We start from the raw sequence: 26,319 nt of genomic DNA on the forward strand, positions 1-26,319 counted from the left end.
TCACTGTCCCAACCGTTCCAGGAGGGCGGGAACGTGGACCTGATCGGTCTTGTAGTTGCCGGTTAGCATGTACATCATGATGTTGACGCCGCTGCGGTAGGCATATTCGCGCTGGGTTTCGTCTGGCGGAACCGTCGGCAGCATGGGAACCCCGTTGTCATCGACCGCCCAGGCGCCGGCAAAGTCGTTGCCAGTGATGAGGATGGGGGAAACGCCGTCGGCCGTGGCTGCCGACTTGGCATTCTCGGCGCGGTTTTCCTGGCGTGCTTCAATCCATAGCGGGCTACCCGTATAGCGGCCGGGGAAGCTCGAGAGCAGGTAGAACGATTTCGTCAATACATGGTCCGACGGTACCGGCTCGAGCGGCGGAATATCGAGATTGGCGAGAATCTGCTGCAATCGTTCGCCGTTGGCGCTGACCGAGCCGCCATTGTTGTCCAGCGCGCTATACTGATCACGCGTATCGAAGAGCACCGTTCCGCCCGCCCGCATATAGGCATCGATCTTGTTGATCGCCGCCGCCGAGGGCATGGGCGCGCTCGCCGAGATTGGCCAATAAATGATCGGATAAAAGGAGAGCTCATCCTTCGTCGGATCCAGGCCGACAGGCGGAGACGGCTCCAATGTGGTGCGATAGGTCAGGAATTCGGTAAGGCCTTCCAGGCCTCGTTCGGATATCCGGTCGACGTCCTGTTCACCGGTGACGACATAGGCGAGGTGCGTGTTGTCGAGCCGCTGGAAAATCTGTTCGTCACCGGGTTTGGTATCATCGGCATACGATTTCTCCGGCTGCAGGAAGAAGGCCGCACTGACCGCCACCGCAACAAGAGCGGCTGCGCGCGCGCCAGTGCGCAGGCGTGAGAAGGCGCCGCTCATGAACATCACAATCAGGCTGTCGGCCAAAAGCAGCAGAAAGGCAATCAGGAACAGTGCGGGCTTTGCCGACCAGGTTTCGCCGCCGATCAATCCCTCGCGAACGACAGTGATGTCCGACACATCAAGCGGCTTCAGTTCAGCATTCTTCGGCAGCACGTTCAGCGCGGTAAATCCTTCTTCGGATCCGTAGAGGCCAGGCGGGTTATCAAAGCTGGCAATCGGCGTGACTTTCGCATTGGGGATCAATGGGCGTGCTGTACCGGTTTCGGTGGTCAGGGCGCCCTTGGCAGTCAACAACCGGAAAGGCGGCAATGCCTCTGCGGTTGACGCGCCCCCGGCTTCGGCGGTAACGCCGCCGGAACGTGACAATTGCACAAGGCGACGCAGCATCTCCACGAAATTGCCCGAAATCGGCAGGTCGGACCACGTTGCCTCCGCGCTGACATGGAACAGGACAATTCTGCCAGCGTTGATCGGCTTCGTTGTGACGAGCGGCGTCCCATCGGCAAGGCTCGCCCAGGTGCGTTCGGCGAGATCCGGGGTTGGCTCGGCGAGAACCTGACGTTTGACCGTAATATCCGTTGGCTTCGCCATTCCGGCAAATGGGCCGAATGCGGGAAACTCGGCAAGAGGTTGCGGTTCGACCCAGGACATCGCGCCGCCGAGGGCGCGCTCGCCCTGGCGCAAGGTGACAGGCACCAGCGGGTCGTCGGCGGGAGCGGCGGCAAGGCGCGGCCCTGCGAAGCGGACCAAGGTTCCACCATTGGCGATCCAGCGCTGTAGCGGGTCGTAGGTTTGCTGGGGAAGGCGGCCGATATCAGCCATGATAATGACGGAAGGATTCTGCGACAGAAGATCCGGGATCGAGGTCGCGAGATCTGGCGAGTTCGGTTCGATCAAATCGGCATAAGGCTGCAGCGCGCGCTGGATGTAATAGAGCGGCGAAAGCAGTGGCTGGAACGTATCGCTGACTTCGCCCGAAAGCAGGACGACGCGGCGACGCTTGAAACCGTCGTCGAGCAAGTGCACAGCGCCTGCCGTGGCGTGGTTGTCGATACTGACGCGCGCGAAATCATTGCGCATTTCAAATGGTGCAGTGATCGATCCGGTCGCGATGCTTTGACCCGGTTGGAAATCGATCGAGCCGGTCGCGATCGGGCGGCCCTGAGTATCTTGCGCAGTGATGGGGCGCGAGGCGGCGCTAGCGCTATCAAGGCGGGTGGCGGTGACGGTCATCGCATCCGCGGTATTGCTTGCCGACGTGATCGCGATCGTCTCAGCCGCCTCGCCGCTGATCATACGAAGTTGAGCCGGGGAGAGAAGAGAAAGCTGGCGCACGGTTGCGTCGTTGTCAATTGCGGCGGCGCCATCGGTCAGGAAGGCGAGAGTGCCAGGACGGACGCCGTTCAGTGCGGCGCGGAGCGCTTCAAGAGCGCGATGGCGATCGGGCACAAGCGGTTTTGGCTCTGCGGCACGCAGCTTGTCACGGGCGGCGGCTGCGGTTCCCGGGACTGCATCGTTGGTCGGGTCGGCAGTGAAGGCGATCGCAACCGGCGCACCCGCGGCTTCAGCGTCGTCAATCAGCGCGTCGGCCGTCTTCACGCGGCGATCCCAATCGGGCGACGTCGCCCAGCCGTTGTCAACAAAGAGCACGAGGGGGCCGCCGGAAGCAATTGAATTGGTGCGCGGATTGAAGACGGGATCGGCGATCGCCAGAATGACGATGGCGGCAAGCATCATGCGCAGCAGCGTCAGCCACCAGGGGCTCTGGGCAGGGGTTTCTTCCCGCTTTAAGACCGTTGCGAGAATTTTCAGCGGCGGGAAGACTTCCGTCTTCGGGCGCGGCGGCGTCAACCGCAGCAGCCACCAGATGATCGGTAGCGCCACGAGGGCGCCGAGGATTGCGGGGTAGGCGAAGGCGAAGGGGAGCGCGCTCATGGGTGCCCTCCATGCGCAGCCGTGGCCGGCATGCCCGAAAGATACATGTGGACGGCGACCAGTGCTTCGGAGGCGAGATGGTCGGTGCGATGACTGACAAAGGTCCAGCCCATGTGGCGCAGCGCCTGGCCGAGATCGTCCCTGCGGCTGAGATAGGCACGCGTGTAGGCTTCGCGAACATGTTCGGCGCGGCCCGATGTCAGTTTCGAACCGGTTTCAGGATCAGTGAATTCTGTGCGGCCATCATAGGGGAAGAGCTCCTCGGCCGGATCGGCGATTTCGATCACGTGGCCTCGCAGCCCGCGCCGGGCCAAGGGACCGATCCGCGTCATGACCGCCGCCGCGTCGTCGAGAAAATCGCCGATCAGCACCAGCTCGCTCCAGCCGCGGATCATGGTTGTATCCGGCAGCCCCCCGCTCAGCGGCGCATGCATCAATGCCGTTGCAAGCCGCTCGGCCGCGTTGCGCGCGGCGATCGGCTCCATCACGCCGGGACATCCGATGCGTTCGCCCGAGCGTGCCAGAATTTCGGCAAGCGCCAACATGATGACAAGCGCGCGGCCTTCCTTGGACGCGTTTCCATAGTTCGATTTGTACATCATCGAGGCAGACATGTCGGCCCAGAGCCAGATCGTGTGCGCTGCCTCCCACTCGCGGTCCTTGATATAGGTATGGTCATCGCGTGCCGAACGACGCCAATCGATGCGGGATAGACTCTCGCCCTCGGTATAGGGGCGGAACTGCCAGAAGTTCTCGCCGATACCGCGCTTGCGGCGACCGTGCCAGCCGGCGATCACAGTGTTCGCGATCCGCTTGGCCTCGACCAGACAATCAGGCACAAGGCTCGCCCGCTGCCTTGCGCGAGCGAGCGCATCGCTGCCCGAGGTCGGATTGACGATCTGTCCGATGGGTGCCACGCAGACGCTTCCTTATCCCTTGGCCTGCTTGACCAGCCCTTCAATGACATCGCGAACCGACATGCCTTCCGCGCGGGCCGCAAAAGTCAGTGCCATGCGATGCTGCAGCACCGGTTCCGCAAGCGCATGAACGTCATCGATAGACGGCGCCAGACGGCCCTCGTAAAGGGCGCGGGCGCGGGCGCAGAGCATCATCGCCTGACCGGCCCGGGGGCCGGGACCCCAGGCGACGTTCTTGTCGGTCGCAGCGTTTCCTTGACCGGGCCGGGCAGAGCGGACAAGCGCGAGGATGGCATCGACGACCTTGTCGCTCACCGGCATCTGGCGGATCAGCGTTTGGATCTCGACGAGGCGCTCGGCATTCAGGGTCGCTTGCGGTTTCGTTTCGCTGACGCCCGTCGTCTCCAGCAGGATCTGCCGCTCGGCCGCAAGCTCGGGATAGTGGACGTCGACCTGGAGGAGGAAGCGATCGAGCTGGGCTTCCGGCAAAGGATAGGTACCCTCCTGTTCCAGGGGGTTTTGAGTGGCCAGGACGTGGAAGGGCGCCGGCAAGTCGTAGCGGTGCCCAGCCACGGTGATGTGGTATTCCTGCATTGACTGCAGCAGTGCCGATTGCGTGCGCGGCGACGCGCGGTTGATTTCGTCGGCCATCAGAAGCTGGGCAAACACCGGACCCTTGACGAAACGGAAGGAGCGACGTCCACTGTCATCCTGGTCCATCACTTCCGACCCCAGAATGTCGGAGGGCATCAGATCCGGCGTGAACTGGATACGGTTTGAGGCGAGGCCGAGCACTTCGCCGAGCGTGGTGACAAGCTTCGTCTTGGCGAGACCCGGGACGCCCATCAGCAGGGCATGGCCGCCTGACAGAACCGCGAGGAGAGTGTTCTCCACGACGCTTTCCTGGCCAAAGATAACCTTCGAGACTTCGCCCCGAACGGCGGCAATATCTGCAAGGGCCTTCTCGGCCGCGGCGATGATCGCCTTTTCATCGAGTGGGGCTTCGGTCTTCATCATACCCATAAGGCATCTCCAGCGGCTGACATCATTCGTCGCGAATCGTCGGACTTACACGCAAGCGTCATACCAGATAGAGTTATGGAGATGTTGCGGGCTGACAAGTTCGTTCCGAATGACTATCTCGCTTTCTGGAGTTAATGACAAACCGGGACAGAAGAATGGCAGCCGAAGAGATCAAGGCGACAACGGATGCGGCTGGTCTGGCTGCGCTGATCTCGCGCGCCGCCGGCGACGCCGGCGCCAGGGCCCGAGCTGTTGCGCCCGTCGACAAATGGAATCCGCCGTTCTGTGGCGATATCGACATGGAGATTCGGGCGGATGGCACGTGGTTTTACATGGGGACACCGATCGGCCGTGCGCCGCTTGTCAGGTTGTTTTCCACAGTCCTGCGCAAGGATGAGGATGGGAAAACCTACCTTGTGACACCTGCGGAAATGGTGGGGATCCGCGTTGCAGATGCGCCGTTCGTGGCCGTTGAAATGAACGCCGGTGAAAGGGACGGTGAGCCGCTGCTGACGTTTCGGACCAATGTCGGCGACGTGGTCGAGGCTGGGCCGGAGCATTCTCTTCGCTTTGTAATTCAAGGTGAAAACAGCGAGTTGAAACCCTATCTTCATGTGCGTGGGCGGCTGGAGGCACTGGTTTCGCGGCCCGTCCTTTACGAACTCGTTGAACGCGGCGAGCGCCTTAAAGTCGATGATAAGACGATGTTTTGTCTCCGCTCCGGCGGCGTGATATTTCCCATCATGCCGGCGGACGAACTGGATGCACTTTCCCGATGACCAATGTTTTAACCGACAATCGCCCGCCCTATTCCGCGGCCGAATTTCGCCGCCGCGCGCTTCACCAAAGCGGCGGTCCGGTGGATCTCTCGTGGCGCGACCACGGCGATCACATTCTCAATCCCGATATCGTTACTCAGGTCGCGACCTTCAAACTTCGCGATGCGGCGGTGCTGGTGCCTGTGGTCGATGATGGTGACGATGCGCATGTAATTTTCACTCAGCGCACGGCAACGCTGCGCAAGCATTCCGGACAGATCGCGTTTCCGGGTGGGAAGATTGACGCCATCGACGGCTCCGCCGAAAGGGCTGCAATCAGAGAGACCAAAGAGGAGATCGGTATTGACGGTTCTTTTGTCGAGACCGTGGCGCGGCTTCCGAACTATCTTGCGTCGACGGGCTTTCGGATTACACCGGTGCTGGCGGTTGTCCGGCGCGGTTTTCAGCTGAAGCTTAATCCAACGGAAGTGGATGACGTCTTCGAGGTGCCGCTGTCGTTTCTCATGAATCCGGCCAATCATCGCCGCGACCGGCGCGTGCTCGACGGGCTCGAACGGCATTTCTACCGGATGCCGTATGAAAGCCGGATGATCTGGGGCATTACCGCCGGCATCGTTCGCACCCTTTATGAAAGGCTCTATGCATGACCAACCTTGGCAACGAGGCATGGTTCAAGGATCCGGCTCTGACACGCGTCTTTACGTTGCTCAACGCAGATGGAGGCGAGGGGCGCGTTGTCGGTGGTGCGGTTCGCAACAGCCTCATGGGGCTTGCGGTGAACGATATTGATATTGCAACGACGCTCACGCCGGAAGAGGTCATCGCGCGCGCGGCCGCCGCTGGTGTCAAAGCTGTTCCGACTGGCGTGGCGCACGGTACCGTGACCCTTGTCATTGACGGAAAGCCCTTCGAGGTCACGACGCTGAGGGCTGATGTGGAAACCGACGGGCGCCGGGCCAAGGTTGCCTTCAGCTCGGATTGGCAGACGGATGCGGAGCGTCGCGACCTGACGATCAATGCACTTTATGTCGACGCCAAGGGTGAGGTGATCGATATGGTCGGTGGTCTGGCCGATATCGACAAGCGCAACATTCGCTTCATCGGGGATGCAGCGACGCGCGTCGGCGAGGACTATCTGCGTATCCTGCGGTTTTTCCGGTTCTTTGCCTACTATGGTTCCGGCCGTCCCGATGCCGATGGACTGAGGGCGTGCGCATCAGCGCGCGCCAACCTGAAGAGACTTTCGGCCGAAAGGGTATGGTCGGAGCTCCGCAAACTGCTCAGTGCAGAGGATCCAGGGCGGGCGCTTCTATGGATGCGGCAGGTCGGCGTCCTCAGCGAAGTCCTGCCGGAGACTGAAAAGTGGGGCATTGATGCCATCCCTGCGTTGATCGGCACCGAAAAGGCGCTTGGTTGGAAGCCTGATCCGCTTCTGCGCCTTGCCGCCATCGTTCCTCCGGATGCTCACCGCCTAGAGAAAATGGCAACGCGCCTCAAGCTTGCCAATGCCGAGGCCGCCTGGTTCAAAGCATGGGCCGAAGCGCCAGTTATCAATGATGAATTATCCTCGGCTGCATTTGCGCGATTGCTCTACCGGCACGGCACAGTCGGGATCCAGGCGCGCTTGAAACTTGCTCTCGCCACGGCACGGGGCAAGGCGGAAGGAGACATGCAGGAGATGGCTCGCTCTGCGAGGCTCAGCAGGCTGCTTGGTTTGGCGCAAGACTGGAAGAAACCGCAGTTCCCGATCAATGGCGGCGACGTCCTGGACGCGGGCATGCCGGCCGGCAAGCAGGTCGGCGAGACACTGGCGGCTTTGGAAGAGTTCTGGGTCGAAGAAGCCTTCACCCCGGACCGGGCGGCGCTGCTCGCCCGGCTGAACGATTTGATACGCTAAGCGGCTGTCGCCTCGTTGCGAATCCGGGCCTTGATGTTGTCGATCATGTTTTCGCGGATCACGGTTTCGCCGTGAGCGGACCTCATGTGCTCGACCACGCGGCGGACGATCTCGGCATCGTCATCAGCCCGAGTGTGCCAGTCGCATCCGGGGACAAGCGTTCCACATTCGAAGAGTCTCATTGTGTCCTCCTTCTGTCGGATTTCATGCCATTGCGCGGTGCTGCAATGTTTGAATGTTCGAAGCGGTAAGAAGGTTCCGGCCGGCGCGAAGGACCGGCCGGTTGGGCATCCTCTTGCTATTCGGGCATCGCCCAGGATCTGAAGCAGTCGATCGCCGCCTTGTTGTCTTGGCGCCTTGCCAGACGGTCCAGTTCTTCCGGCGTTTTGCCGCCGGCAATTTGGAGCTTCACTTGTTCGATAAAGCAGGAAAGGGGAAGGTCGGAACCGCTTTTCGCCCGGAGCCGTTCTGCGATCCGGCTCACAAATTCGGGTGTATTCATAAGCGGTGGCGGTTGCTCTGGCGCACCCGCCGGTGCCGCAGAGCTACTTTGTATCGTCATGAACAATCCTCCTCCGATTGTTACGCGTACATGCATAGATTTAGTGGTCCAGTCTCCGAATTTAAGCCCTCCAGTCGTCTTTTTTGCCAGTCAAGGCCAGAGTACGAGAGGGGGCAAGGATGAGAGAATGGATTCGACGTTTCCTCCTGTCTTGAGACCAAAGATTGTACCTCGGTCGTAGAGCAGATTGAACTCAACATAGCGCCCACGGCGAATCAATTGTTCGTCACGATCCGCGTCTGTCCACTGTTTGTTGAAGTTCGAACGAACAATGCGCGGATAGACCATAGCGAATGCCCTGCCGACATCGCGCGTGAAGGCGAAATCGGCATCCCAGCCGCCCGCCTCCGCGCTGGAATGGAGCCAATCATAGAAGATGCCACCGATACCGCGCGGCTCGTTGCGATGCTTGAGGAAGAAATACTCATCGCACCACTTTTTATAAGTGGCGTAATCGGCGACGCCCGCATGGCTTCGACAAGCGATCTCCATCGCCTTGTGGAACAACTGGCTGTCCTCGTCTTCCTGGGTGCGACGGCGGTCGAGCACCGGTGTCAGGTCGGCGCCGCCGCCGAACCAGCGGCTTGAGGTGACCACCATGCGCGTATTCATATGCACGGCGGGGACGTTGGGATTGACCGGATGGGCGATGAGCGAGATGCCGGAGGCCCAGAAGCGAGGATCCTCCTTTGCGCCAGGCATCTGGGCTCGCAGGTCGGGCGCGAACTCGCCATAGACGGTGGAGGTGTGCACGCCAACCTTCTCGAAGACCCGGCCGTGCATCATCGACATCCGGCCACCACCGCCGGCACCCTCGCGCGACCAATCCTTTGCCACGAAACGGCCCGGCTCTCTGTCCGATAGCGGGCCAGTGAGTTCGTTTTCTAACGCTTCGAAGGAGGCGCAGATGGTGTCGCGAAGGCTCTCGAACCAGGCACGGGCGACGGACTTCTTGTCTTCGATATCGTCAGGCAGGCCGATCGGAAGTTCGGGTCTTTCCATCTTATCCTTCTCCGTGCGCGTCGGAAGTCGACTCTTTGCTTTCGTCTTTTCAGTCCTGATAGCAGGTGAAGCACGGTCCTGCCAGCATAGCGGGTGAGTGAGGCTTCCTCAGATTCGACTCGCAAAACGCGACGTTCGATATTACCTTTTCCTCCAGAGGTAGGCTCATGACGAAAATTCCTGGACCTCCGTCGTTCGAGGGTCTCAAACGACGGATCGCGACCCACCGGGCGGAGGGCACACCCCGGAAGAACGACCGTTTCGTGCGTCAAACATATTGCCTCAACCTGCTTGAGGCCCGCGCCAAGGCGCGTGAATGGTTCGACGAGTATCCCAAGGCGGCGTACTGGACGGAAGTCGAGAGTTGGCGCCAGCTTGAAGGCGATCAGATCGAATTCACGATGCGTCGTCTGCCGTCCGCCGATTGAGCGCTATTCGGCCGCGCCCTTTAGTCTGCTTTCGATCAGCAGTCCGCTCTCGTCAAGGATTGGGTGTGCGACAGAGACGATGTGAGCGTTGATGCGCTTCAGGTCGCGCAGCATGTCGAGGTGCAGCGAGCTTGTCTGAAGGCTGTCGGCGCGACCATCGCGCAGGCGTTCCAGATGCCGCTTCGACGATTGCTTCTCCATCCGGCGAACCTCGACCTTCACTTCCATCAACTGCTTGGCGAGATTGAAGTCGCGGGTGACGAAGATTGTCTGGGCAATCCGCAGATTGTCGATCGTCAGGTGGAAGAGCTTTCTGAGTTCCCCATAGCCTTCCTCGGAAAATTTCAGGCCGAGCGAGACCTTCTTCGTCACCTGCGGCATAAGGCCCTTCTCTATGATGTCGCCGATGTGTTCGAGGTTGATCGCATAGTCGATGATGACGATCGAGCGGCGACCGTCCTCTTCGCTCAGGCCACCATGCCCAAGCTTGGACAGGTAGATTTTCACGTCCTGCTGCAGGCTGTCGACGCGCTTCTCCAGCGATGGGATTTCCTTGAGTTTCGACAGGTCGTTGGCTTCGAAGGCATCCGAGGCGCGCATGAGCATACGTTCGATCAGATCGCCGACGCCGAGGACCTCCCTTGTCGCACTGGCAAGCGCAACGACCGGTGTCGCCAGTTCATGCTGGTCGAGATATCGCGGCCCGCCCTCCGACTGCGCGTCCTCGGGCACCAGTCTGCCCATGAGCCGTGACATCGGGCGGGAAAAGGGCCAGGCTAAGGCTGCAAGGATCAGGTTGAAGCCGAGATGGGCATCGACCGGAAGTTTTGCCGGCGTCAGCGGCAACGTTCCCAGCAACTCGCCACCGTAGCCTGCGAGTGGTAACGCAACCAGGCAGCCGATGGCCCGCACGATCAAATTGCCAAGGGTGACGCGCTTGGCGGCCGCCGGTCCGGAAAGCGAGGCTATGACAGGCGGGATGGCGCCACCAAGGTTGGCGCCGAGCACCAGCACGATGATCAGGCCCGCCGACAGGATGCCCGTTGAGGCGAGTGACAGAATGAGGACGACTGCCGCAAGGCTCGAGGACGAGATGAAAGCGATGCCGGCGGAAAAGGCCAGTGCGACCGGCCAGGCGTTGTCGAGCAGAGCAATGAAGGCACCAAGGGCCGGCGACTGGCGCATCGGCTGCGTGGCAGCGCTCAACAAATGCAGCGACAAGAGCATCAGACCGATGCCGATCAGCGCCGTACCGCCGCCCTGACGCGACGACGAGCCACTGCGGTGGAGGACCATGCCGGCGAGAATTACCAGTGGAGACAGCCACTCGATGCCGGTTGCGACGATCCAGGCGGTCACGGCGGTTCCGACGTTGGCACCGAGCAAAACGATTTGCGCCATGCGCGGCTTCACCAATTCGCGCTCGACGAAGGAGGCGACCATCAGCGCCGTGGCAGTCGAGCTCTGCAGCGCGATCGTCGCAAAGAAGCCCGACGCGAACGAGCGCAGGCCGCTTCGCGTGCCGGTGGCAAGGCCGGTGCGCAACCGCGCTCCAAACGCTCGGGAAACACCGTCCTTTACCTGTGCCAGGCCGAACAGCAGTAGAGCGACCGCACCGAAAAGGTTGATCATGACGATCGTGGATTCCATGCTGCCTTTCTTTAGCGTCTGGTGCGTGCAGGCGTCGTTCTGTTCGAATATTATTGGTCAAGTGATTGAAAACATGGTGTTCCGGACATTCTTTTTATTGTCCGGCTAAAAACTATACGCTGCTTGGAGAAATTCACAACGCCGTTTGCGACATATTCTTGGGCTGCGTCGGCATTTTCGTCACTGAAGCTGGACGTCAACGCCAGACCGTCTGCCGCATGGCTTCTCCGACGATCATGGCGGCCGAGACCGCGACGTTGATGGAGCGTTGACCCTCCACCATGGGGACAAGTATCCGAACGTCCGCTGCCGCGTGCACTTGATCGGGGACACCTGCGCTCTCGCGGCCGAACAGGAGGATGTCGTCGGGCAGGAACCCCACGTCCGTGTAGCGTTCCGCGGCCTTGGTGGACGCAAGCACCAGGCGGCGGCCAGTGGACTTTCGCCACTCCTCGAAACGTTCCCAATTGACGTGGCGGGTGAGGGCGGCAGCAGCGATATAATCCATCCCGGCCCGCTTGAGATTGCGATCCGATATGTCAAAACCTGCGGGTTCGATGATGTCGACGGCAAAGCCGAGGCAGGCGGCAAGACGCAGGATGGTACCGGTATTGCCCGGAATGTCAGGCTGATAGAGGGCTAGTCTGAGGTCTGCCATGGTAATGTCGTCGTTTTCGCGGTCGTCAAAACACACCTATTGCAACTGTGATTTTGGCGCAACAGGACGTATTTAGGTCGAAAATTGATCAGGATCCGACAGGCCGGGGCTGGAAATTCGGCTTGATTCGCGTTAAGGGTGTACATCTTTCAATCGCCAGAAGGGAGCGCCAGATGGAAATATTGCCGCGTATGCGCTCTCGATGCGTGAACCCGCGAGTGGCGATCTGGCACGCCTAGTGCCATTTCTTTCCTGAATTCCCATTTCTAATCCATTGCGCGGCTGTCGTGGCCTCGCCCCGTGAACGTCCGGTTCCCATATGTGCTCAAGCGCCATTTTGCGCGAGCCGGGAGGCCGGAGCGATCTAGTTTCGGAGCATCTTCATGTTTGGCTGGTTCGAACAGCGACTCAATCCCTTCCCCAGTGAGGAGCCGATTGCTCCTCCAAAAGGCCTTTTTGCATTCTGCTGGCATTATACGAAGCCGGCAGCCCCGTGGCTCGCCATCATGGCAGTCCTGACTGCGCTGATCGCCGTCGGCGAGGTGGCACTCTTCCAGTTCCTCGGCAACATCGTGGACTGGCTGACCAAGGCCGACAAGGCGACATTCCTGCAAATGGAGTGGCCGAGATTGGCGTGGATGGGATCGTTGATCCTCATTGGCCTGCCGCTCGCGGCCGGACTGGATTCGCTCATCATGCATCAGGTGCTTCTCGGCAATTATCCGATGATCGCACGCTGGCAGATGCATCGCTTCCTGCTGCGTCACAGCATGACCTTCTTTGCCAACGAGTTCGCCGGACGTGTTGCCACAAAGGTGATGCAAACGTCTCTTGCGGTTCGCGAAACGACGATGAAGATCCTCGATGTCTTCGTCTATGTCGTCACTTACTTCCTGTCGATGATCATCGTTATCGCTGCTGCCGACTGGCGGCTGATGATCCCGATCCTCGTTTGGCTCACCGTCTATATCGGCATCGTCTCCTACTTCGTACCGCGGCTTCGCAAGATCGCTGCGAAGCAGGCGGATGCGCGCTCGATAATGACAGGGCGGGTGGTTGACAGCTATACGAACATCGCGACAGTCAAGCTGTTCTCACATGCCGGCCGTGAGGAGACCTACGCCCGTAGCGGCATGGAGGAATTCCTCGGAACCGTTCATGCGCAGATGCGTCGCGTCACGTTGTTCCACGTCTCGGTCTATATAAACAACTGCGTGGCGCTTTTCGTGGTCTCGGGTCTGTCCATCTGGTTCTGGCTGAACGGCGAGATTTCAGTGGGTGCCATCGCCATCGCCATTGGTCTTGCCATGCGTGTCAACGGCATGTCGCAGTGGATCATGTGGGAAGTCTCGGCGTTGTTCGAGAACATCGGCACGGTCTATGACGGCATGGAAATGATGACGAAGAAGCACGACATCGTCGACAAGCCGGGCGCGCCGCAGCTGTCAGCGAAGAAGGGTGCAATCCACTACGAGCGCATCCGCTTCCACTACGGCAAGGCCAAAGGCGTCATCGACAATCTCTCTCTCGACATCAAGGCGGGCGAGAAGGTCGGTCTGGTCGGTCGATCCGGCGCCGGCAAGACAACGCTGATGAACCTGTTGCTGCGCTTCTACGATCTGGAAGCTGGCCGCATCACGATCGATGGGCAGGACATCTCAGGCGTGTCCCAGGAGAGCTTGCGTGAATTGATCGGTGTCGTGACACAGGATACGTCCTTGTTGCACCGGTCGATCCGCGACAACATCGCCTATGGCCGCCCGGATGCGACGGATGCCCAGGTGATCGAAGCCGCCAAACGTGCCAATGCCTGGGACTTCATCGAAGGGCTTGTCGATATGCAGGGCCGTACAGGGCTCGACGCGCAGGTCGGCGAACGCGGCGTGAAGCTCTCCGGCGGCCAGCGTCAGCGCATCGCGATCGCCCGCGTCTTCCTGAAGGATGCGCCGATTCTGGTGCTCGATGAAGCGACATCGGCACTCGACTCCGAGGTCGAGGCAGCGATTCAGGAAAACCTGTTTGCGCTGATGGAAGGCAAGACGGTGATTGCAATCGCTCACCGCCTGTCGACCCTGACCGAGATGGATCGCTTGATCGTGCTCGACAAGGGCAAGATCATCGAGGCAGGGGCCCATGCCGAGCTCGTCGGACATGGCGGTATTTACGCCGATCTCTGGAACCGTCAGTCGGGCGGCTTCCTGGCCGACCACTCCGAAGAGGCGGAAGAGGCAGCCGAATAGAAAGAAGCCCTCCCTGCATCCCGCGGGGAGGGCTTCTCTGTTCGTATCCACGACTATGGTCAGAGGCTGTCTGCCCAGTCTTTCACGCGGTTTCCTTCGACAAGCATGCTGTTGGTCGACGCAAGCGTACGCAACGCAAACAGACGCCGCTCTTCCTCACGATCGACCCATGTAGAGATCGCCTCGGCGATAGCCTCGTCGTAGGACATTTCCAACTGTTCAACGATTGCATCAAGTCGTTCCGCAAGGGGCAGCGGAATACTCGACATGACTGTCTTCCTTGCTTGCATCGCGGCCGTCTCCCGTAAGAATCCATTGTACCCCGAGATTGTCACGAGGTCAGTCTCATTCAACGGCGATGCCGTTGTTGTTACCGATTGTTACGAAATTATAAGGTTGCGCCCTGGGGCCGTTGCTTTCCCGCTCTGGCTAATAAGCCTATATCGCATTTATGCTGATAAAACGACTCCTCCGTGTCTTCGAAAATTGGATTAATCCCTTTGCGCCGCGGGAAAACATTCAGCCGCCACGCTCCACGGTTGGATTCATCTGGTTCTACATCGGTCAGGCGAAGGCGCCGTTCGTCGCCATGCTCGTCCTCGGCGGCATGTCGGCGGCAATCGAGGCGGCGCTCTTCTGGTTCGTAGGCCGGCTTGTCGATATCCTTGCGACGATCACGCCGGCAGCAGGCTGGAGCGGCCTTCTTGCAGCGCACGGCGCTGAGCTGTTCGGTATGCTCGTGCTTATCGGCATCGTCCGCTTTGTCGTTGCGCTGTTGATTGCGCTCGTGGATCAGCAGGTCATTACGCCCGGCTTTTATAACCTCGCACGTTGGCAATCCTACCTGCATGTTTCGAGGCAATCGCTCTCTTTCTTTCAAAGCGATTTCTCCGGCCGCGTCGTCACCAAGGTCTGGTCGGCCGGCCAGGCCACGGGGGACCTGGTAACGTCGCTGATGGAGAGCGTCTGGTTCGTCGGTATCTATGCGGCGACGACGCTGGTGCTCGTTGCCCGGCTGGACTTCTCGCTTGCCGTGGTCGTGCTCTGCTGGCTCGCCGTGTTCGGCGTTCTCGCGCGTTATTTCGTGCCGCGCATCCGGCTCCATTCCCGGGAAACGGCTGAAGCCGCGTCGATGATCAACGGGCGAATGGTCGATGCCTACAGCAACATCCAGACACTGAAGCTGTTTGCGCGCGACGAGGAGAGTGACCGCTACATGCGGCAAGGCTTCGACGTCTATCAGCATACCGTCCTGCGGTTCACGCGTTTCATCACCGGTGTACGCGCCTCGATGGCGCTGCTCTCGGGCATCATGATCGTTACCATGGCCGGACTGAGCATTCATCTGTGGCTGGCCGGTCTCGTCAGTTCCGGTGCGGTGGCCTTTTCGCTTGCCCTTGTATTGCGCCTCAATTTTCTTCTGGGTCGGTTGATGACCCAGTTCAATGGCATCATGCGCAACCTCGGCACGATCCAGAATGCCGCCGAGCTGATCTCGCAGCCACTCGGATTGGTCGACCGCCCCGACGCCCGCGACATCGTGATCCGACGGCCCGGCATACGTTTTGAGAATGTCTCTTTTCATTACGGCAGGCAAAGCGGCGTTCTAGGCAATTTCTCGCTCACCATTGAGCCAGGAGAAAAGGTTGGCATCGTCGGGCGCTCCGGTGCGGGCAAGTCGACGCTCGTAAACCTTTTGCTGCGCCTCTACGATGTCGAAAGTGGACGAATATTGGTCGACGGCCAGGATATTGCCGCTGTGAGGCAGGAGTCTCTGCGCATGCAGATCGGGGTTGTCAGCCAAGAAACGTCACTGCTGCACCGTTCGGTTCGCGACAATATCCTTTTCGGTCGCCCTGATGCGGGGGAAGCGCGTCTCATCGAGGCAGCGCGGCGGGCCGAAGCGCTTGCCTTCATCGAGCGGCTGCAAGACCAAAATGGCCGCAAGGGATTCGACGCTCATGTCGGGGAGCGCGGCGTGAAGCTTTCCGGCGGTCAGCGCCAGCGCATTGCGATTGCGCGCGTCATGCTAAAGGACGCGCCAATTCTCGTTCTCGACGAAGCCACCTCGGCGCTGGATTCCGAGGTGGAAGAGGCAATTCAATCCAATTTGATCGGCCTCATGGAAGGCAAGACGGTGCTCGCCATCGCACATCGGCTCTCGACCATAGCCGCGCTGGACCGGCTAATTGTCGTGGACGAAGGCGAGATCATAGAGGAGGGAACGCACGAGACCCTGTTGAAACGCGGCGGTCTTTATGCCGAACTCTGGGCTCGCCAATCAGGTGGATTCCTGGCCGTCGACGTCGAAGCGCCGACGCCTGCTTCAACGGTCAATTGTAAACTCGGCCATGAGGCCAAAGTGGTTTGACCCGAAATTGTCTTCAATGCGCTTGATCGATTTTAGCCGCAGCGGCGGCCGGGTGAGAACGTGGTCGATACTGATGCCGAAGCTGTGCGCCTTGATCGGCCAGCTCGCCGGTTCGGGAAAGACGGTCTGAAAGCCCGTTCCACGCATGAAGCGCTGGATACGCGGGTCGACGATTGCAGAATTGAAGTCGCCGGCAAGGACGAGGGGGCCTTCGATCGCGCTTGCCGCGGATTTGAGATCGACAAGTTCGTCCGTCTGAAAGTCGTCGAAATATGGCTTGGCGAGGTGGGCTGCGAGGAAATTGATCGTCACGCCGTCGAAGTCGATGGCAGAGCGCGTCAGCCGGTTGCGCCATAGCTCGCCCAGGCTCTTCACCTTCTTGTCGGTAAATGGGCGCTTTGAAAGCACGAGCGTGTCGCATTCGTCGGTCTCGGCACCGCAGCCTATGGAATAGGGATAGGCGGCTGCCAGGCGAGCGATTTGAGCGTAAAGGGGTGCAGCCTCCAGGATGTTCACGACATCCGCGTTCGAGGCGATGATGAAATCCGCAATGCGACCCGCATTGGCGAAGTTCTCGTGCTCGATATTGAAGGACATCAGCCTGAAGAGTGGTGGCGTCCCTGCATCCGACGGAGCGGCAGCGAATTCGCGCAGCATTATCGTTCCATGCCCCAGCAGCACTATTGCTATGGTTAAAAGCGTGTAGGCATACCAGTGCCGCCTGAGGAGCAAAAGCATCATGCAGCCGACGATTGCGGCGAGCGCAAAATGAATTTGAAAGCTGTACACGAAGGCGAGAAGCCAGACGTGTGTGATGTATCGCAACGACACCAGCGCCAGTAGCAGCGACAGGAGGACACTTCCTATGCAGTATAAAGTGTCTTTCATCGGCGGGCGCTGGGATAGGGAGAGGTTTGTGGCGTTCGCCTAGCACGCACTCCGAATTTGTGCAATGCACACCTGTGGCAAGCATGTGATTGTCTTCGAAAATCATCTGAAAATTCCCGCGACATTGTGCCCACATGGCCTTGCCAAGGCTGGACATAATTTGCGATCAAGCTTAGAACGCGCCGGATTGGTGGGGAATCTATGGTCGAATTGTGTCGCGACAGATTCGCCGCCGCGAGGGGAAGGCGGAGTTCCGCAAAAATTGCGTAGAGGATGGTTTAAGCCGTGAGCGAACACGAAACGACAAGCGAGATCACGGGTGAGCCCACTCGCCGTGATTTCCTTTATCTCACCACTGGTATGGCGGGCGCCGTGGGCGCCGTTGCGGTCGCCTGGCCGTTTATCGATCAGATGCGTCCGGATGCTTCGACATTGGCTCTGGCTTCCATCGAAGTCGACGTTTCCAGTCTTGAGCCCGGAATGTCGCTGACCGCCAAGTGGCGCGGCAAGCCGATCTTCATTCGCAATCGCACGCCCGAGGAAGTGAAGGCTGCCAATGAAGTGCCGCTCACCGATCTGAAGGATCCGATTGCCCGCAACGCCAACCTGCCTTCCGACGCGCAGGCAACGGGCGTCGACCGTTCCGCCGGCAAGGACAAGGAAAACTGGATCGTCATGATCGGCTCGTGCACCCATCTTGGCTGCATCCCACTTGGTCAGGCCGGCGAATACAACGGTTGGTTCTGTCCCTGCCATGGCTCGGTCTACGATACGGCCGGCCGCATCCGCAAAGGTCCGGCGCCGCAGAACTTGGCGATCCCGACCTATTCGTTCGTTTCCGATAAAGTAATCAAGATCGGTTGAGGGGGACTGATTTATGAGTGGCCATTCCAGCTACGAGCCATCAACCGGCCTTGAGAAGTGGATCGATTCGCGTCTGCCTTTGCCGCGCATGATCTACGACAGTTTCGTCGCATATCCGGTTCCGCGTAACCTGAATTATGCCTACACCTTCGGCGCCATGCTTTCGGTCATGCTCGTCGTGCAGATCCTCACCGGCGTCGTGCTTGCCATGCACTATGCGTCAGAGACGACGGTTGCGTTCACCTCCGTCGAGAAGATCATGCGCGACGTCAATCACGGCTGGCTCTTGCGCTACATGCATGCCAACGGCGCGTCTTTCTTCTTCGTTGCCGTCTATCTGCACATCGCTCGCGGTCTCTACTACGGCTCCTACAAGGCACCGCGCGAAATCCTCTGGATCCTCGGCGTTCTCATCTACCTCCTGATGATGGCGACCGGCTTTATGGGGTACGTGCTTCCCTGGGGTCAAATGTCCTTCTGGGGCGCGACCGTCATCACCGGCTTCTTCTCGGCGTTTCCCTTGGTCGGCGAGTGGATCCAGCAGTTCCTGCTCGGTGGCTTCGCCGTCGAAAATCCGACGCTGAACCGTTTCTTCTCATTGCACTACCTGCTGCCCTTCGTCATTGCCGGCGTGGTCGTCCTGCATATCTGGGCGCTGCACGTCGTTGGTCAGACAAATCCGACCGGTGTCGAAGTCAAGACCAAGACGGATACGGTTCGCTTCACGCCTTACGCAACCCTCAAGGACGCGCTTGGCGTTTCGGTCTTCCTGCTGGTCTACGCCTACTTCGTCTTCTACATGCCGAACTTCCTCGGCCACCCGGACAACTATATCCCGGCTGATCCGTTGAAAACGCCTGCTCACATCGTTCCGGAATGGTACTTCCTGCCGTTCTACGCGATGCTGCGTTCGATCACCTTTAACATCGGGCCGATCGACTCGAAACTTGCTGGCGTTCTCATCATGTTCGGCGCCATCATCGTGCTGTTCTTCGTGCCCTGGCTCGATACCTCGAAGGTTCGCTCCGCTGCCTATCGGCCATGGTACAAAGTGTTCTTCTGGCTGTTCGTTGCCAACGCCATCGTTCTCGGCTGGCTAGGCTCACGTCCTGCCGAAGGTACCTATGTGATCATGTCGCAGCTTGGCACTCTCTTCTACTTCGCCTTCTTCCTGGTGATCATGCCGGTTCTCGGCCTCGTCGAGACGCCGCGCCGCTTGCCAAACTCAATAACGGAAGCGGTTCTGGAAAAGCGCAACAAGGCGGCGGCCGCTGAGCCGGTCAAGGCCTGAACGTGCGACAGGAAGGGAAGAGAAACATGAAAAAGCTTGTTACAAGCCTCCTGTCGCTTGCTGTCGTCGCGGGACTGGGCGGCGCAGCATTTGCCGAGGAAGCCGCCTCGAACGGCGCCGAGCCGGCGCAACATACCGAAGGGGCAACGCCGCACTATCCGCTGCTTCATCCGAAGCACATCGACTGGACCTTTGCCGGTCCGGTCGGCCACTATGACAAGGGCCAGTTGCAGCGCGGTCTGAAGGTCTACACGGAAGTCTGCGCGGCCTGCCACTCGATGAACCTCGTGGCCTTCCGCACGCTTTCGGACCTCGGCTATTCCGACGCCCAGGTGAAGGCGTTCGCGGCGAACTACGAAGTTCAGGACGGTCCGAACGCCAGCGGTGACATGTTCACCCGGAAGGCCATTCCGTCGGATCACTTCCCGTCGCCGTTCGCCAACCACGAAGCGGCTGCCGCTGCCAACAACGGTGCGGCTCCTCCGGACTTCTCGCTGATCGCGAAGGCGCGCGGAATCGAGCGCGGATTCCCGCAGTTCCTGATCGACATGATCCCGTTCGTCGGCGGCTATCAGGAAGGTGGTCCTGACTACATCTACTCGCTGCTCACTGGCTACGATCAACAGCCGCCGGCTGGTGTTCAGGTGGCTGAAGGCACGCATTACAACCCGTACTTCGCCAATGCTGCCGCACTGGCCATGCCGAAGCCGCTCTCCGATGGTCAGGTAACGTATGACGACGGCTCGCCGGCGACGGTCGACCAGTATGCCAAGGACGTTGCATCCTTCCTGATGTGGGCCGCTGAGCCGCACCTTGAGGAGCGCAAGCGTACGGGCTTCATGGTCATGGTCTTCCTGGTCATCTTCACGGGATTGATCTTCCTGACCAAGCGGTCGGTCTACGCGAACAAGGAACACTGAGAGCTTCGCTGCAGAGTCTAGCGAAAGGCGGCCATCGGGCCGCCTTTTTTGTTGGTCCGGACTGCGGCAATTGATAGTGTGCAGCCAAATTGAAGCCTGCAGATATGGACATTCCATGAGTGATACGATTTCGGAGCTTGCAGCCAACATCCGCTCCATTCCGGACTACCCGAAGCCCGGCATCATTTTCCGCGACATCACAACGCTTCTCGGCAATCCGCGCGCCTTCCGCCGCGCCGTCGATGAACTGGTGCAGCCCTATGCCGGGTTGAAGATCGACAAGATTGCCGGAACCGAAGCTCGGGGCTTCATCCTGGGAGGTGCGGTCGCGCATCAGCTTTCGGCGGGGTTCGTACCGATTCGCAAGAAGGGCAAGCTGCCGCGCGATACCGTGCGGGTAGCCTATAGCCTGGAATACGGCGTCGACGAGATGGAGATGCATCTGGATGCGGTGCAGCCGGGTGAGAAGGTCATCCTCGTCGATGACCTGATCGCGACCGGAGGAACGGCGGTTGCCGCCACGCAGCTTTTGCGGCAGATGGGGGCGGAGGTCGTTTCAGCCTGCTTCGTCATCGACCTGCCGGATCTCGGTGGCCGCAAGAAGCTCGAAGAGCTTGGCGTCGACGTTCGCACGCTGGTGGAATTTGCGGGCCACTGAGGCCCGCTATCACTCGAATTCGATGACGCTGCTTTCGAACCGGATGACCGGCGTGGCGTCAGCGATCGCCCCCTCACACAGAATACTGTTCAGCCGGCACCCCGGACGGGACGCCAGCGGACGGCTCGCAAGGAACGTGACAGAGTAGGTCACTTCCTCTCCGGCGTAGACCGGTCGCAGCCATTGCAGCTTCTGAAAACCGGGGGAGGGACCAAGCTTGGGTGGTTTCACTCCCTCGCTTGCAAGGCGTGCGCACTCGGCGTTCCAGTACGCGATGAACGTTTTCATCCAGGCCGCGCAAGTGTGCCATCCCGAAGCGCAGAGACCGCCAAACAGTGTCGCCTTCGCAGCCTCCCCGTCCAAGTGAAATGGTTGAGGGTCGAAGCGCTCGGCAAAGTGAACGATCCGTTCGGCCGTAAACAGATAGCTTCCGATATCGGTCTTCTCGCCTTCGGCGTAGCGTTCCGCCATAATCATGCGGTCTTCTCCAGCGTTTCACGCATGACGAACATGATCGAGTTCTCGGCGCGACAGACGAGTTCTGCCTTCTGGTTTAAAACTTCATGGCGAAACTTCACCATGCCGATGCCGGGCCTGGAGCGCAGCTGTCGGGTTTCCATGACCGTCGAATGGCCAGAAAGCGTATCTCCGGCAAGAACAGGCTTTCGCCACTCCATGAAATCCACGCCGGGCGCGCCTTGGGAGAACGAATTTAGGAGAAAGCTCTCCGCCATCATGCGCATGAACAGCGCCGAAGTATGCCAGCCGGACGCGGCCAGGCCGCCGAGGATGCTGGCGCGACCGGCCGCCTCGTCGAGATGCATCGGCTGCGGGTCAAATTCGCGGGCGAAGTCGATGATCTCCGCTGCCGTTATCGACCGCGGCCCGAGCGCAAAGCGCAGCCCCGGCTGGAAATCGTCGAAGGTGAGTTTCTGATCGGACAATTCCTCTTCCCCTGGTAGGAGTTTCAAAACGACTACAATAGCATTCGAAGCGGTTCAACGATTCCCGCGAGAATTTGACCATGCCCGAATTGAAGTTGATCCTTGATGAAGCCGAGCGGGAGGGGCTCATTCCGCGCCAGGCCGCTGAGCGGCTGCTGCCATTCCTGATCGCGCACGGCGTCAGGGTCGATCAACTGTCGTCCGAAGCACCTCCAAGGTCGGCGCCTTTTTCGGATACCGAAACTCCAAGCTTCGTCCGCGGCTTCCATGACGTGTTGATAACCATCGGTATCGTCGTGGCGTTGGCCGGCTTGTGGGGTATCGCTTCGGTTTATGCCATGCTGCCAGCAATCCTCATACTCGCCGAGATCCTTGTTCGACGTCAGAGGCTTTCGCTGCCTGCGGTCGTGCTGACGGTCGGGCTTGCCATCTGGACGGCAGTTGTCGCCGCGCGATGGCTGGAAGAGACGCCCTCCCTTATCCCGATAGGTGGCAACGTCGCGCTGCAGTACACCCTTGCCTTTCCGGTCGTGCTAGGGCTCTTCTACCTGCTTTATCGCGTGCCGCTCGCACTTGCGTTGACGATCATGGGGGCGACATTGATCGCGCTGCAATTGATTCTGCGGGCGTTTGGCTGGTTGAGCGGCGATCCACTCTTCGAGCTCAATCATCCCATCATCTTGTCGATCATCGCGATTGCGTCTGCAGTCGGTCTTTTCGCGCTGGCGATGACATTCGATCTACGCGACCCGCTTCGTCGTACAGTCCATTCTGACGTTGCCTTCTGGCTCCATCTCGGTGCATCGCCGGCCTTGCTCTACAGTGTCATATCGCTTGCGGGGCTCAGCGGCGGTACGCTTGCTGCGCTGCAGACGGTATCGTTTCGGACGCCGGTTGTGGTGGTGACCGTCGTCGCGCTCATGCTGATCGGTCTCATCATTGACCGGCGCGCCTTCGTGACGTCAGGCCTGCTGTCGCTGGGCTTTGCTCTCTACGGAATCTTCCGCATTGGGGACGGCCGGGTTGATACCTACATCTACATCACGCTTCTGACAGTTGGCGCGATCGTGCTGATCATCGGGACGGGATGGATGCCGCTCCGTCGGTTCGTCATGGGCAGGCTGCCGGCTGCCATGCGGGAGAAGCTGCCGCCGGCATAGGGCGGCAGCGTCTTAGCTCGCGTCAGGTATTGAAGCGGAAGTGGATGACGTCGCCGTCCTGGACGACGTATTCCTTCCCTTCGTCGCGGCCCTTGCCGGCTTCCTTGGCGCCGACTTCACCCTTGAAGTTGATGTAGTCGTCGTAGCCGATGGTGAAGGCGCGGATGAAGCCGCGTTCGAAGTCGGTGTGGATGACGCCAGCCGCCTGCGGCGCCTTGGTGCCGCGCACGATCGTCCAGGCGCGCGTTTCCTTGGGGCCAACCGTGAAATAGGTGATCAGGTCGAGCAGGTGGTAACCGGCGCGGATCAGCCGGTCGAGACCGGCTTCCTCGAGGCCGAGCGCCGAGAGGAACTCCCTCGCTTCCTCTTCGGGAAGCTGGGCCACTTCAGATTCGATCGCGGCCGAGATGATGACGCATTCGGCGCCCTGCTTCTCGGCCATGGCGGCCACTGCCTTGGTGTGCTCGTTGCCGGTCGAAGCGTCGGCTTCCGCGACGTTGCAGACATAGAGGACCGGATGCGAGGTCAGAAGGTTGAGGCCCTTCAGGATCTCGATTTCGTCCGGCGCCAGGGTCTTCAAGAGCAGGCGAGCGGGCTTGCCTTCGTTCAGCAGCTTGATCACGGCTTCCATGACCGGCAGCTGGGCGATCGAATCCTTGTCCTTGCCAGTGGCGCGCTTGCGCGTCTGCTCGACGCGGCGCTCAAGGCTTTCGAGGTCGGCGAGCATCAGCTCGGTTTCGATCGTGTCGGCATCGCCGACCGGATTGATGCGACCCTCCACATGCGTGATGTCGTCGTCCTCGAAGCAGCGAAGGACATGCACGACAGCATCGACTTCGCGGATATTGGCGAGGAACTTGTTGCCGAGGCCTTCGCCCTTCGAAGCGCCGCGCACAAGGCCAGCGATATCGACGAAAGAAATGCGGGTCGGGATGATTTCCCTGGAGCCGGCAACCGCTGCGAGCTTCTGCATGCGGGGATCGGGAACGGCGACTTCACCGGTGTTCGGTTCTATCGTGCAGAAGGGATAGTTTGCCGCCTGCGCTGCTGCCGTCTTTGTGAGCGCATTGAAGAGGGTCGATTTGCCGACGTTCGGCAGACCGACGATACCGCATTTAAAGCCCATGGCCAGAAACCTGCTGTTCTTGAATTCGTTGGTGGTGGCTATGGGATAAAACGCGCCTCGCGGTCAAGCTTTTCGCGCAGGTCTCTTGCATTCCGAGGGCTTGAAGGGTCGCTTTGCAGCGCAATATAGATATCGGCGAACTGTTATCGCCTCTCCATGTCATCAACGGTGGGTTTCCGATGAGTGACAACGATATTGCCCTTAAACCGAAGACAAAGTCGAAACCGAAGCTCGCTCGGCCGAAGCTCTATAAGGTCATCCTGTTCAATGACGATTACACGCCGCGCGAATTCGTCGTGATGATCCTCAAGGCAGTCTTCCGCATGAGTGAGGAGGTTGGCTATCGTGTGATGATGACAGCGCACAAGATGGGATCGAGCGTCGTTGTGGTCTGTACGAAAGATATCGCCGAGACCAAGGTCAAGGAGGCGATGGATTATGCCAAGGAGGCAGGTTATCCCCTGATGCTGACGGCGGAGCCGGAAGAATAACCTGGCGATCTCTAACCAGGCTTTCTACTATTCTGTTCTTTTGAGGCTCTCCACACCCTCGAGGCGGCTCCGAGCTAAGCCGTTACCAGTCGCAGGATCTAAGAGGGTCAATCGCCCTTGTTGCCGAACATCTTCTTCAGCATTTCAGCCATTGGCCCAGATGCAGGCAACTTTGGCTGGCTGTGATTGCGGGCCTGGTGGATATGGGACTTTGCCGCTGCCTTCTTCTCCGGCTTCGGCTTGTCCTCTTCGCCCTTGTCGCCAAGCGCAAGCGCTAGCTTGTTCATCAGCTGGGAATCTTCCTTGCGAACCAGCATGTCTGCATTGTCGGCAAGCGCATCCAGCAGCGGTTGAAGCCAGGCCTGGTCAGCCTTTGCGAAGTCGCTGAGAACGTGATGTTGCACAAGTTCCTTGACGCCGGGGTGACCAATGCCAAGGCGGAGGCGCCGATATTCCTTGCCGCAATGGGCGTCCAGCGACTTGATGCCGTTGTGGCCACCATGGCCGCCGCCCGTCTTGAGGCGGGCCTTGCCGGGCGGCAGGTCGAGTTCGTCATAGATTGCAACGAGGTCGGTGGGCTGCAGCTTGTAAAAGCGCATGGCCTCGCCGACGGCTTCGCCAGAGAGGTTCATGTAAGTCTGCGGCTTGATGAGCAACACCTTCTCGCCTGCTATCTCGCCTTCTGCAGTCTCAGCCTTGAACTTCTTCGACCAAGGCGAAAAATTATGGCGACGGTAAATGGCATCGGCGGCCATGAAGCCGATGTTGTGGCGGTTTCCGGCATATTTGCCGCCGGGATTGCCGAGACCGGCGATGATCAGCATGGCGCGTTCATTCCTTGCAGTGTGCTTTGTCCGTTCACCATCGCGAAACGGCGTCAAAGTCAAGGCGAAGTGGCCATGACCGCGGAAAAATCAGTCTGCGGAGCCTAGGCCATATTTGGTGAAGATGGCCTTCTGCGTGCCATCGGCAATCAGCTTGTTCAGTGCGGCTTGCATCTTGGCCAGCATATCGCTTGGAAAGTCCTTCTCGCAGGCGATCCCCATCGCTTGGGTGGAGAGCACCGTAACCATCTCCAAAGGCTGTTCGGTCTTGAGCTTGCCGAAGTAGATCTCGGAAATCGGCATCATCTCGATGCGACCGTTGAGCAGCTTGCGCAATGTGGCGTTGAAGTCGGTGGCGATGTCGAGCTTGGTGAAGCCGTTCTCCTTCAGCGTCATCTCGGTATAGTCTTCGCGCTGGGTACCGACGGTGTATTTCCGGGCTTCCTCGAGATCCTTGGCTGCCACGCCAGAGCCCCTCTTAGTAATGAGGATGTTGCGATCGACCAGCAGAGGTTCGACCCATTTGAACAGCGGGTCGCGTTTCGCATTATGCGCGGTCGTGAAGACGCAGCCCAAGGGCGTGTTTTGGGCAAGCGCGTAGGCTCGGGCCCAGGGCATCATCTCGATTTTGTATTCAATGCCGGCGTCCTTCATCACCTTTTCGACTTGCTCGACCGAGGCGCCCTTGATGGCTTTCCCGTCACGGTAGCTGAAGGGAGGATATTCCTCCGTTGCGAGTGTGACGGCGGCTGCAAGGGCATTGGTCGAGGCAGCGAGACCGAACAGAATGGAAAGGAGCAGTCGCTTCATCG

General features: G+C 59.6%; 27 protein-coding genes. 12 read left to right on the forward strand and 15 right to left on the reverse strand.

The genetic code is table 11. The features are described from left to right. The 3 genes from BN77_RS16815 to BN77_RS16825 are packed head-to-tail and all read right to left on the reverse strand — an operon-like array spanning nt 1 to nt 4,754. A complete protein-coding gene (locus BN77_RS16815; RefSeq protein WP_007534044.1) occupies nt 1–2,814 on the reverse strand; it encodes a DUF4159 domain-containing protein in 2,814 nt (937 codons plus the stop codon). Continuing rightward, nucleotides 2,811–3,731 carry a DUF58 domain-containing protein gene (locus BN77_RS16820; protein WP_007534047.1) on the reverse strand — a complete coding sequence of 307 codons (921 nt, stop codon included), beginning with the start codon at nt 3,729–3,731 and terminating at the stop codon, nt 2,811–2,813. The genes BN77_RS16815 and BN77_RS16820 overlap by 4 nt, the downstream gene beginning before the upstream one ends. Nucleotides 3,732–3,743: 12 nt before the next feature. Then, a complete protein-coding gene (locus tag BN77_RS16825; RefSeq protein ID WP_007534049.1) occupies nt 3,744–4,754 on the reverse strand; it encodes an AAA family ATPase in 1,011 nt (336 codons plus the stop codon). Nucleotides 4,755–4,909: 155 nt separating this feature from the next. Here BN77_RS16825 and BN77_RS16830 point away from each other — a divergent pair, with 155 nt between their 5' ends. Genes BN77_RS16830 through BN77_RS16840 form a run of 3 tightly spaced genes read left to right on the forward strand, consistent with a single transcriptional unit; the run spans nt 4,910 to nt 7,430 of the window. After that, the gene (locus tag BN77_RS16830; RefSeq protein ID WP_007534051.1) at nt 4,910–5,533 is read left to right on the forward strand and encodes a DUF1285 domain-containing protein; all 624 of its coding nucleotides are present in this window, start codon (nt 4,910–4,912) and stop codon (nt 5,531–5,533) included. After that, a complete protein-coding gene (locus BN77_RS16835; protein ID WP_007534052.1) occupies nt 5,530–6,180 on the forward strand; it encodes a CoA pyrophosphatase in 651 nt (216 codons plus the stop codon). Before BN77_RS16830 ends, BN77_RS16835 begins: the two co-directional genes overlap by 4 nt. Beyond that, the gene (locus BN77_RS16840) at nt 6,177–7,430 is read left to right on the forward strand and encodes a CCA tRNA nucleotidyltransferase (RefSeq protein ID WP_007534054.1); all 1,254 of its coding nucleotides are present in this window, start codon (nt 6,177–6,179) and stop codon (nt 7,428–7,430) included. Before BN77_RS16835 ends, BN77_RS16840 begins: the two co-directional genes overlap by 4 nt. Here the strand turns inward: BN77_RS16840 and BN77_RS16845 are convergent. The 3 genes from BN77_RS16845 to hemF form a co-directional block, all read right to left on the reverse strand. Beyond that, the gene (locus BN77_RS16845; protein WP_007534056.1) at nt 7,427–7,612 is read right to left on the reverse strand and encodes a DUF1059 domain-containing protein; all 186 of its coding nucleotides are present in this window, start codon (nt 7,610–7,612) and stop codon (nt 7,427–7,429) included. The two genes, BN77_RS16840 and BN77_RS16845, sit on opposite strands and share 4 nt — an antisense overlap. A gap of 116 nt (nt 7,613–7,728) precedes the next feature. Beyond that, nucleotides 7,729–7,992 carry a hypothetical protein gene (locus BN77_RS16850; protein WP_007534058.1) on the reverse strand — a complete coding sequence of 88 codons (264 nt, stop codon included), beginning with the start codon at nt 7,990–7,992 and terminating at the stop codon, nt 7,729–7,731. A gap of 90 nt (nt 7,993–8,082) precedes the next feature. Beyond that, nucleotides 8,083–8,994 (reverse strand): oxygen-dependent coproporphyrinogen oxidase, encoded by a 912-nt coding sequence (gene hemF / locus BN77_RS16855; RefSeq protein WP_007534059.1) that lies wholly within the window; start codon nt 8,992–8,994, stop codon nt 8,083–8,085. A 167-nt stretch (nt 8,995–9,161) separates the two neighbouring features. Here hemF and BN77_RS16860 point away from each other — a divergent pair, with 167 nt between their 5' ends. Continuing rightward, on the forward strand, nt 9,162–9,422 hold the full coding sequence (locus BN77_RS16860; RefSeq protein WP_007534061.1) for a hypothetical protein: 261 nt from the start codon (nt 9,162–9,164) through the stop codon (nt 9,420–9,422). 3 nt (nt 9,423–9,425) lie between these two features. Here the strand turns inward: BN77_RS16860 and BN77_RS16865 are convergent, their stop codons facing one another. Together BN77_RS16865 and BN77_RS16870 are read right to left on the reverse strand one after the other, a co-directional pair. Next, the gene (locus BN77_RS16865) at nt 9,426–11,072 is read right to left on the reverse strand and encodes a Na/Pi cotransporter family protein (RefSeq protein ID WP_007534063.1); all 1,647 of its coding nucleotides are present in this window, start codon (nt 11,070–11,072) and stop codon (nt 9,426–9,428) included. A gap of 196 nt (nt 11,073–11,268) precedes the next feature. Then, entirely contained in the window at nt 11,269–11,730 is a 462-nt protein-coding gene (locus tag BN77_RS16870) for a tRNA (cytidine(34)-2'-O)-methyltransferase (protein WP_007534064.1), read from the reverse strand. Between the two features lie 383 nt (nt 11,731–12,113). Between BN77_RS16870 and BN77_RS16875 the strand changes: the two genes are divergently transcribed. Continuing rightward, nucleotides 12,114–13,970 carry an ABC transporter ATP-binding protein gene (locus BN77_RS16875; protein WP_007534065.1) on the forward strand — a complete coding sequence of 619 codons (1,857 nt, stop codon included), beginning with the start codon at nt 12,114–12,116 and terminating at the stop codon, nt 13,968–13,970. A 59-nt stretch (nt 13,971–14,029) separates the two neighbouring features. Here BN77_RS16875 and BN77_RS16880 read toward each other — a convergent pair whose 3' ends face one another. After that, nucleotides 14,030–14,239: a ribbon-helix-helix domain-containing protein gene (locus BN77_RS16880; protein WP_007534066.1), complete on the reverse strand. Its 210-nt coding sequence runs from the start codon at nt 14,237–14,239 to the stop codon at nt 14,030–14,032. 182 nt (nt 14,240–14,421) lie between these two features. On the opposite strand from BN77_RS16880, the gene BN77_RS16885 reads away from it, so the two are divergent. Continuing rightward, entirely contained in the window at nt 14,422–16,341 is a 1,920-nt protein-coding gene (locus BN77_RS16885) for an ABC transporter ATP-binding protein (RefSeq protein WP_007534067.1), read from the forward strand. On the opposite strand, the gene BN77_RS16890 is transcribed toward BN77_RS16885, so the two are convergent. After that, nucleotides 16,297–17,229 carry an endonuclease/exonuclease/phosphatase family protein gene (locus BN77_RS16890; RefSeq protein ID WP_007534068.1) on the reverse strand — a complete coding sequence of 311 codons (933 nt, stop codon included), beginning with the start codon at nt 17,227–17,229 and terminating at the stop codon, nt 16,297–16,299. The genes BN77_RS16885 and BN77_RS16890 overlap by 45 nt on opposite strands. Nucleotides 17,230–17,514: 285 nt before the next feature. Between BN77_RS16890 and petA the strand changes: the two genes are divergently transcribed. The 4 genes from petA to BN77_RS16910 all read left to right on the forward strand — a co-directional run bounded on the left by petA (nt 17,515) and on the right by BN77_RS16910 (nt 20,962). Next, on the forward strand, nt 17,515–18,093 hold the full coding sequence (gene petA, locus BN77_RS16895; RefSeq protein WP_007534069.1) for a ubiquinol-cytochrome c reductase iron-sulfur subunit: 579 nt from the start codon (nt 17,515–17,517) through the stop codon (nt 18,091–18,093). A 13-nt stretch (nt 18,094–18,106) separates the two neighbouring features. After that, the gene (locus BN77_RS16900) at nt 18,107–19,384 is read left to right on the forward strand and encodes a cytochrome b (protein ID WP_028748892.1); all 1,278 of its coding nucleotides are present in this window, start codon (nt 18,107–18,109) and stop codon (nt 19,382–19,384) included. A gap of 26 nt (nt 19,385–19,410) precedes the next feature. Beyond that, on the forward strand, nt 19,411–20,304 hold the full coding sequence (locus tag BN77_RS16905) for a cytochrome c1 (protein WP_040677312.1): 894 nt from the start codon (nt 19,411–19,413) through the stop codon (nt 20,302–20,304). A 115-nt stretch (nt 20,305–20,419) separates the two neighbouring features. Beyond that, on the forward strand, nt 20,420–20,962 hold the full coding sequence (locus tag BN77_RS16910) for an adenine phosphoribosyltransferase (protein ID WP_007534070.1): 543 nt from the start codon (nt 20,420–20,422) through the stop codon (nt 20,960–20,962). 9 nt (nt 20,963–20,971) lie between these two features. On the opposite strand, the gene BN77_RS16915 is transcribed toward BN77_RS16910, so the two are convergent. After that, nucleotides 20,972–21,439: a MaoC/PaaZ C-terminal domain-containing protein gene (locus tag BN77_RS16915; RefSeq protein WP_007534071.1), complete on the reverse strand. Its 468-nt coding sequence runs from the start codon at nt 21,437–21,439 to the stop codon at nt 20,972–20,974. Continuing rightward, the gene (locus tag BN77_RS16920; protein ID WP_007534073.1) at nt 21,436–21,906 is read right to left on the reverse strand and encodes a MaoC family dehydratase; all 471 of its coding nucleotides are present in this window, start codon (nt 21,904–21,906) and stop codon (nt 21,436–21,438) included. The genes BN77_RS16915 and BN77_RS16920 overlap by 4 nt, the downstream gene beginning before the upstream one ends. An 80-nt stretch (nt 21,907–21,986) precedes the next feature. Between BN77_RS16920 and BN77_RS16925 the strand changes: the two genes are divergently transcribed. Further along, entirely contained in the window at nt 21,987–23,066 is a 1,080-nt protein-coding gene (locus BN77_RS16925; RefSeq protein WP_007534075.1) for a hypothetical protein, read from the forward strand. Between the two features lie 22 nt (nt 23,067–23,088). On the opposite strand, the gene ychF is transcribed toward BN77_RS16925, so the two are convergent. Beyond that, entirely contained in the window at nt 23,089–24,192 is a 1,104-nt protein-coding gene (gene ychF / locus BN77_RS16930) for a redox-regulated ATPase YchF (RefSeq protein ID WP_007534077.1), read from the reverse strand. Between the two features lie 179 nt (nt 24,193–24,371). Here ychF and clpS point away from each other — a divergent pair, with 179 nt between their 5' ends. Further along, the gene (clpS, locus tag BN77_RS16935) at nt 24,372–24,683 is read left to right on the forward strand and encodes an ATP-dependent Clp protease adapter ClpS (RefSeq protein WP_007534080.1); all 312 of its coding nucleotides are present in this window, start codon (nt 24,372–24,374) and stop codon (nt 24,681–24,683) included. Between the two features lie 107 nt (nt 24,684–24,790). On the opposite strand, the gene pth is transcribed toward clpS, so the two are convergent. Together pth and BN77_RS16945 are read right to left on the reverse strand one after the other, a co-directional pair. After that, complete coding sequence (gene pth / locus BN77_RS16940; RefSeq protein ID WP_007534082.1) at nt 24,791–25,507, reverse strand: aminoacyl-tRNA hydrolase; 717 nt, start codon at nt 25,505–25,507, stop codon at nt 24,791–24,793. 90 nt (nt 25,508–25,597) lie between these two features. Further along, nucleotides 25,598–26,317: a substrate-binding periplasmic protein gene (locus BN77_RS16945; protein ID WP_040677861.1), complete on the reverse strand. Its 720-nt coding sequence runs from the start codon at nt 26,315–26,317 to the stop codon at nt 25,598–25,600. Nucleotides 26,318–26,319: the final 2 nt, after the last annotated feature.

Origin of the sequence: Rhizobium mesoamericanum STM3625 (assembly GCF_000312665.1) — a bacterium.
GTDB classification, from domain to species: Bacteria; Pseudomonadota; Alphaproteobacteria; order Rhizobiales; family Rhizobiaceae; genus Rhizobium; species Rhizobium mesoamericanum.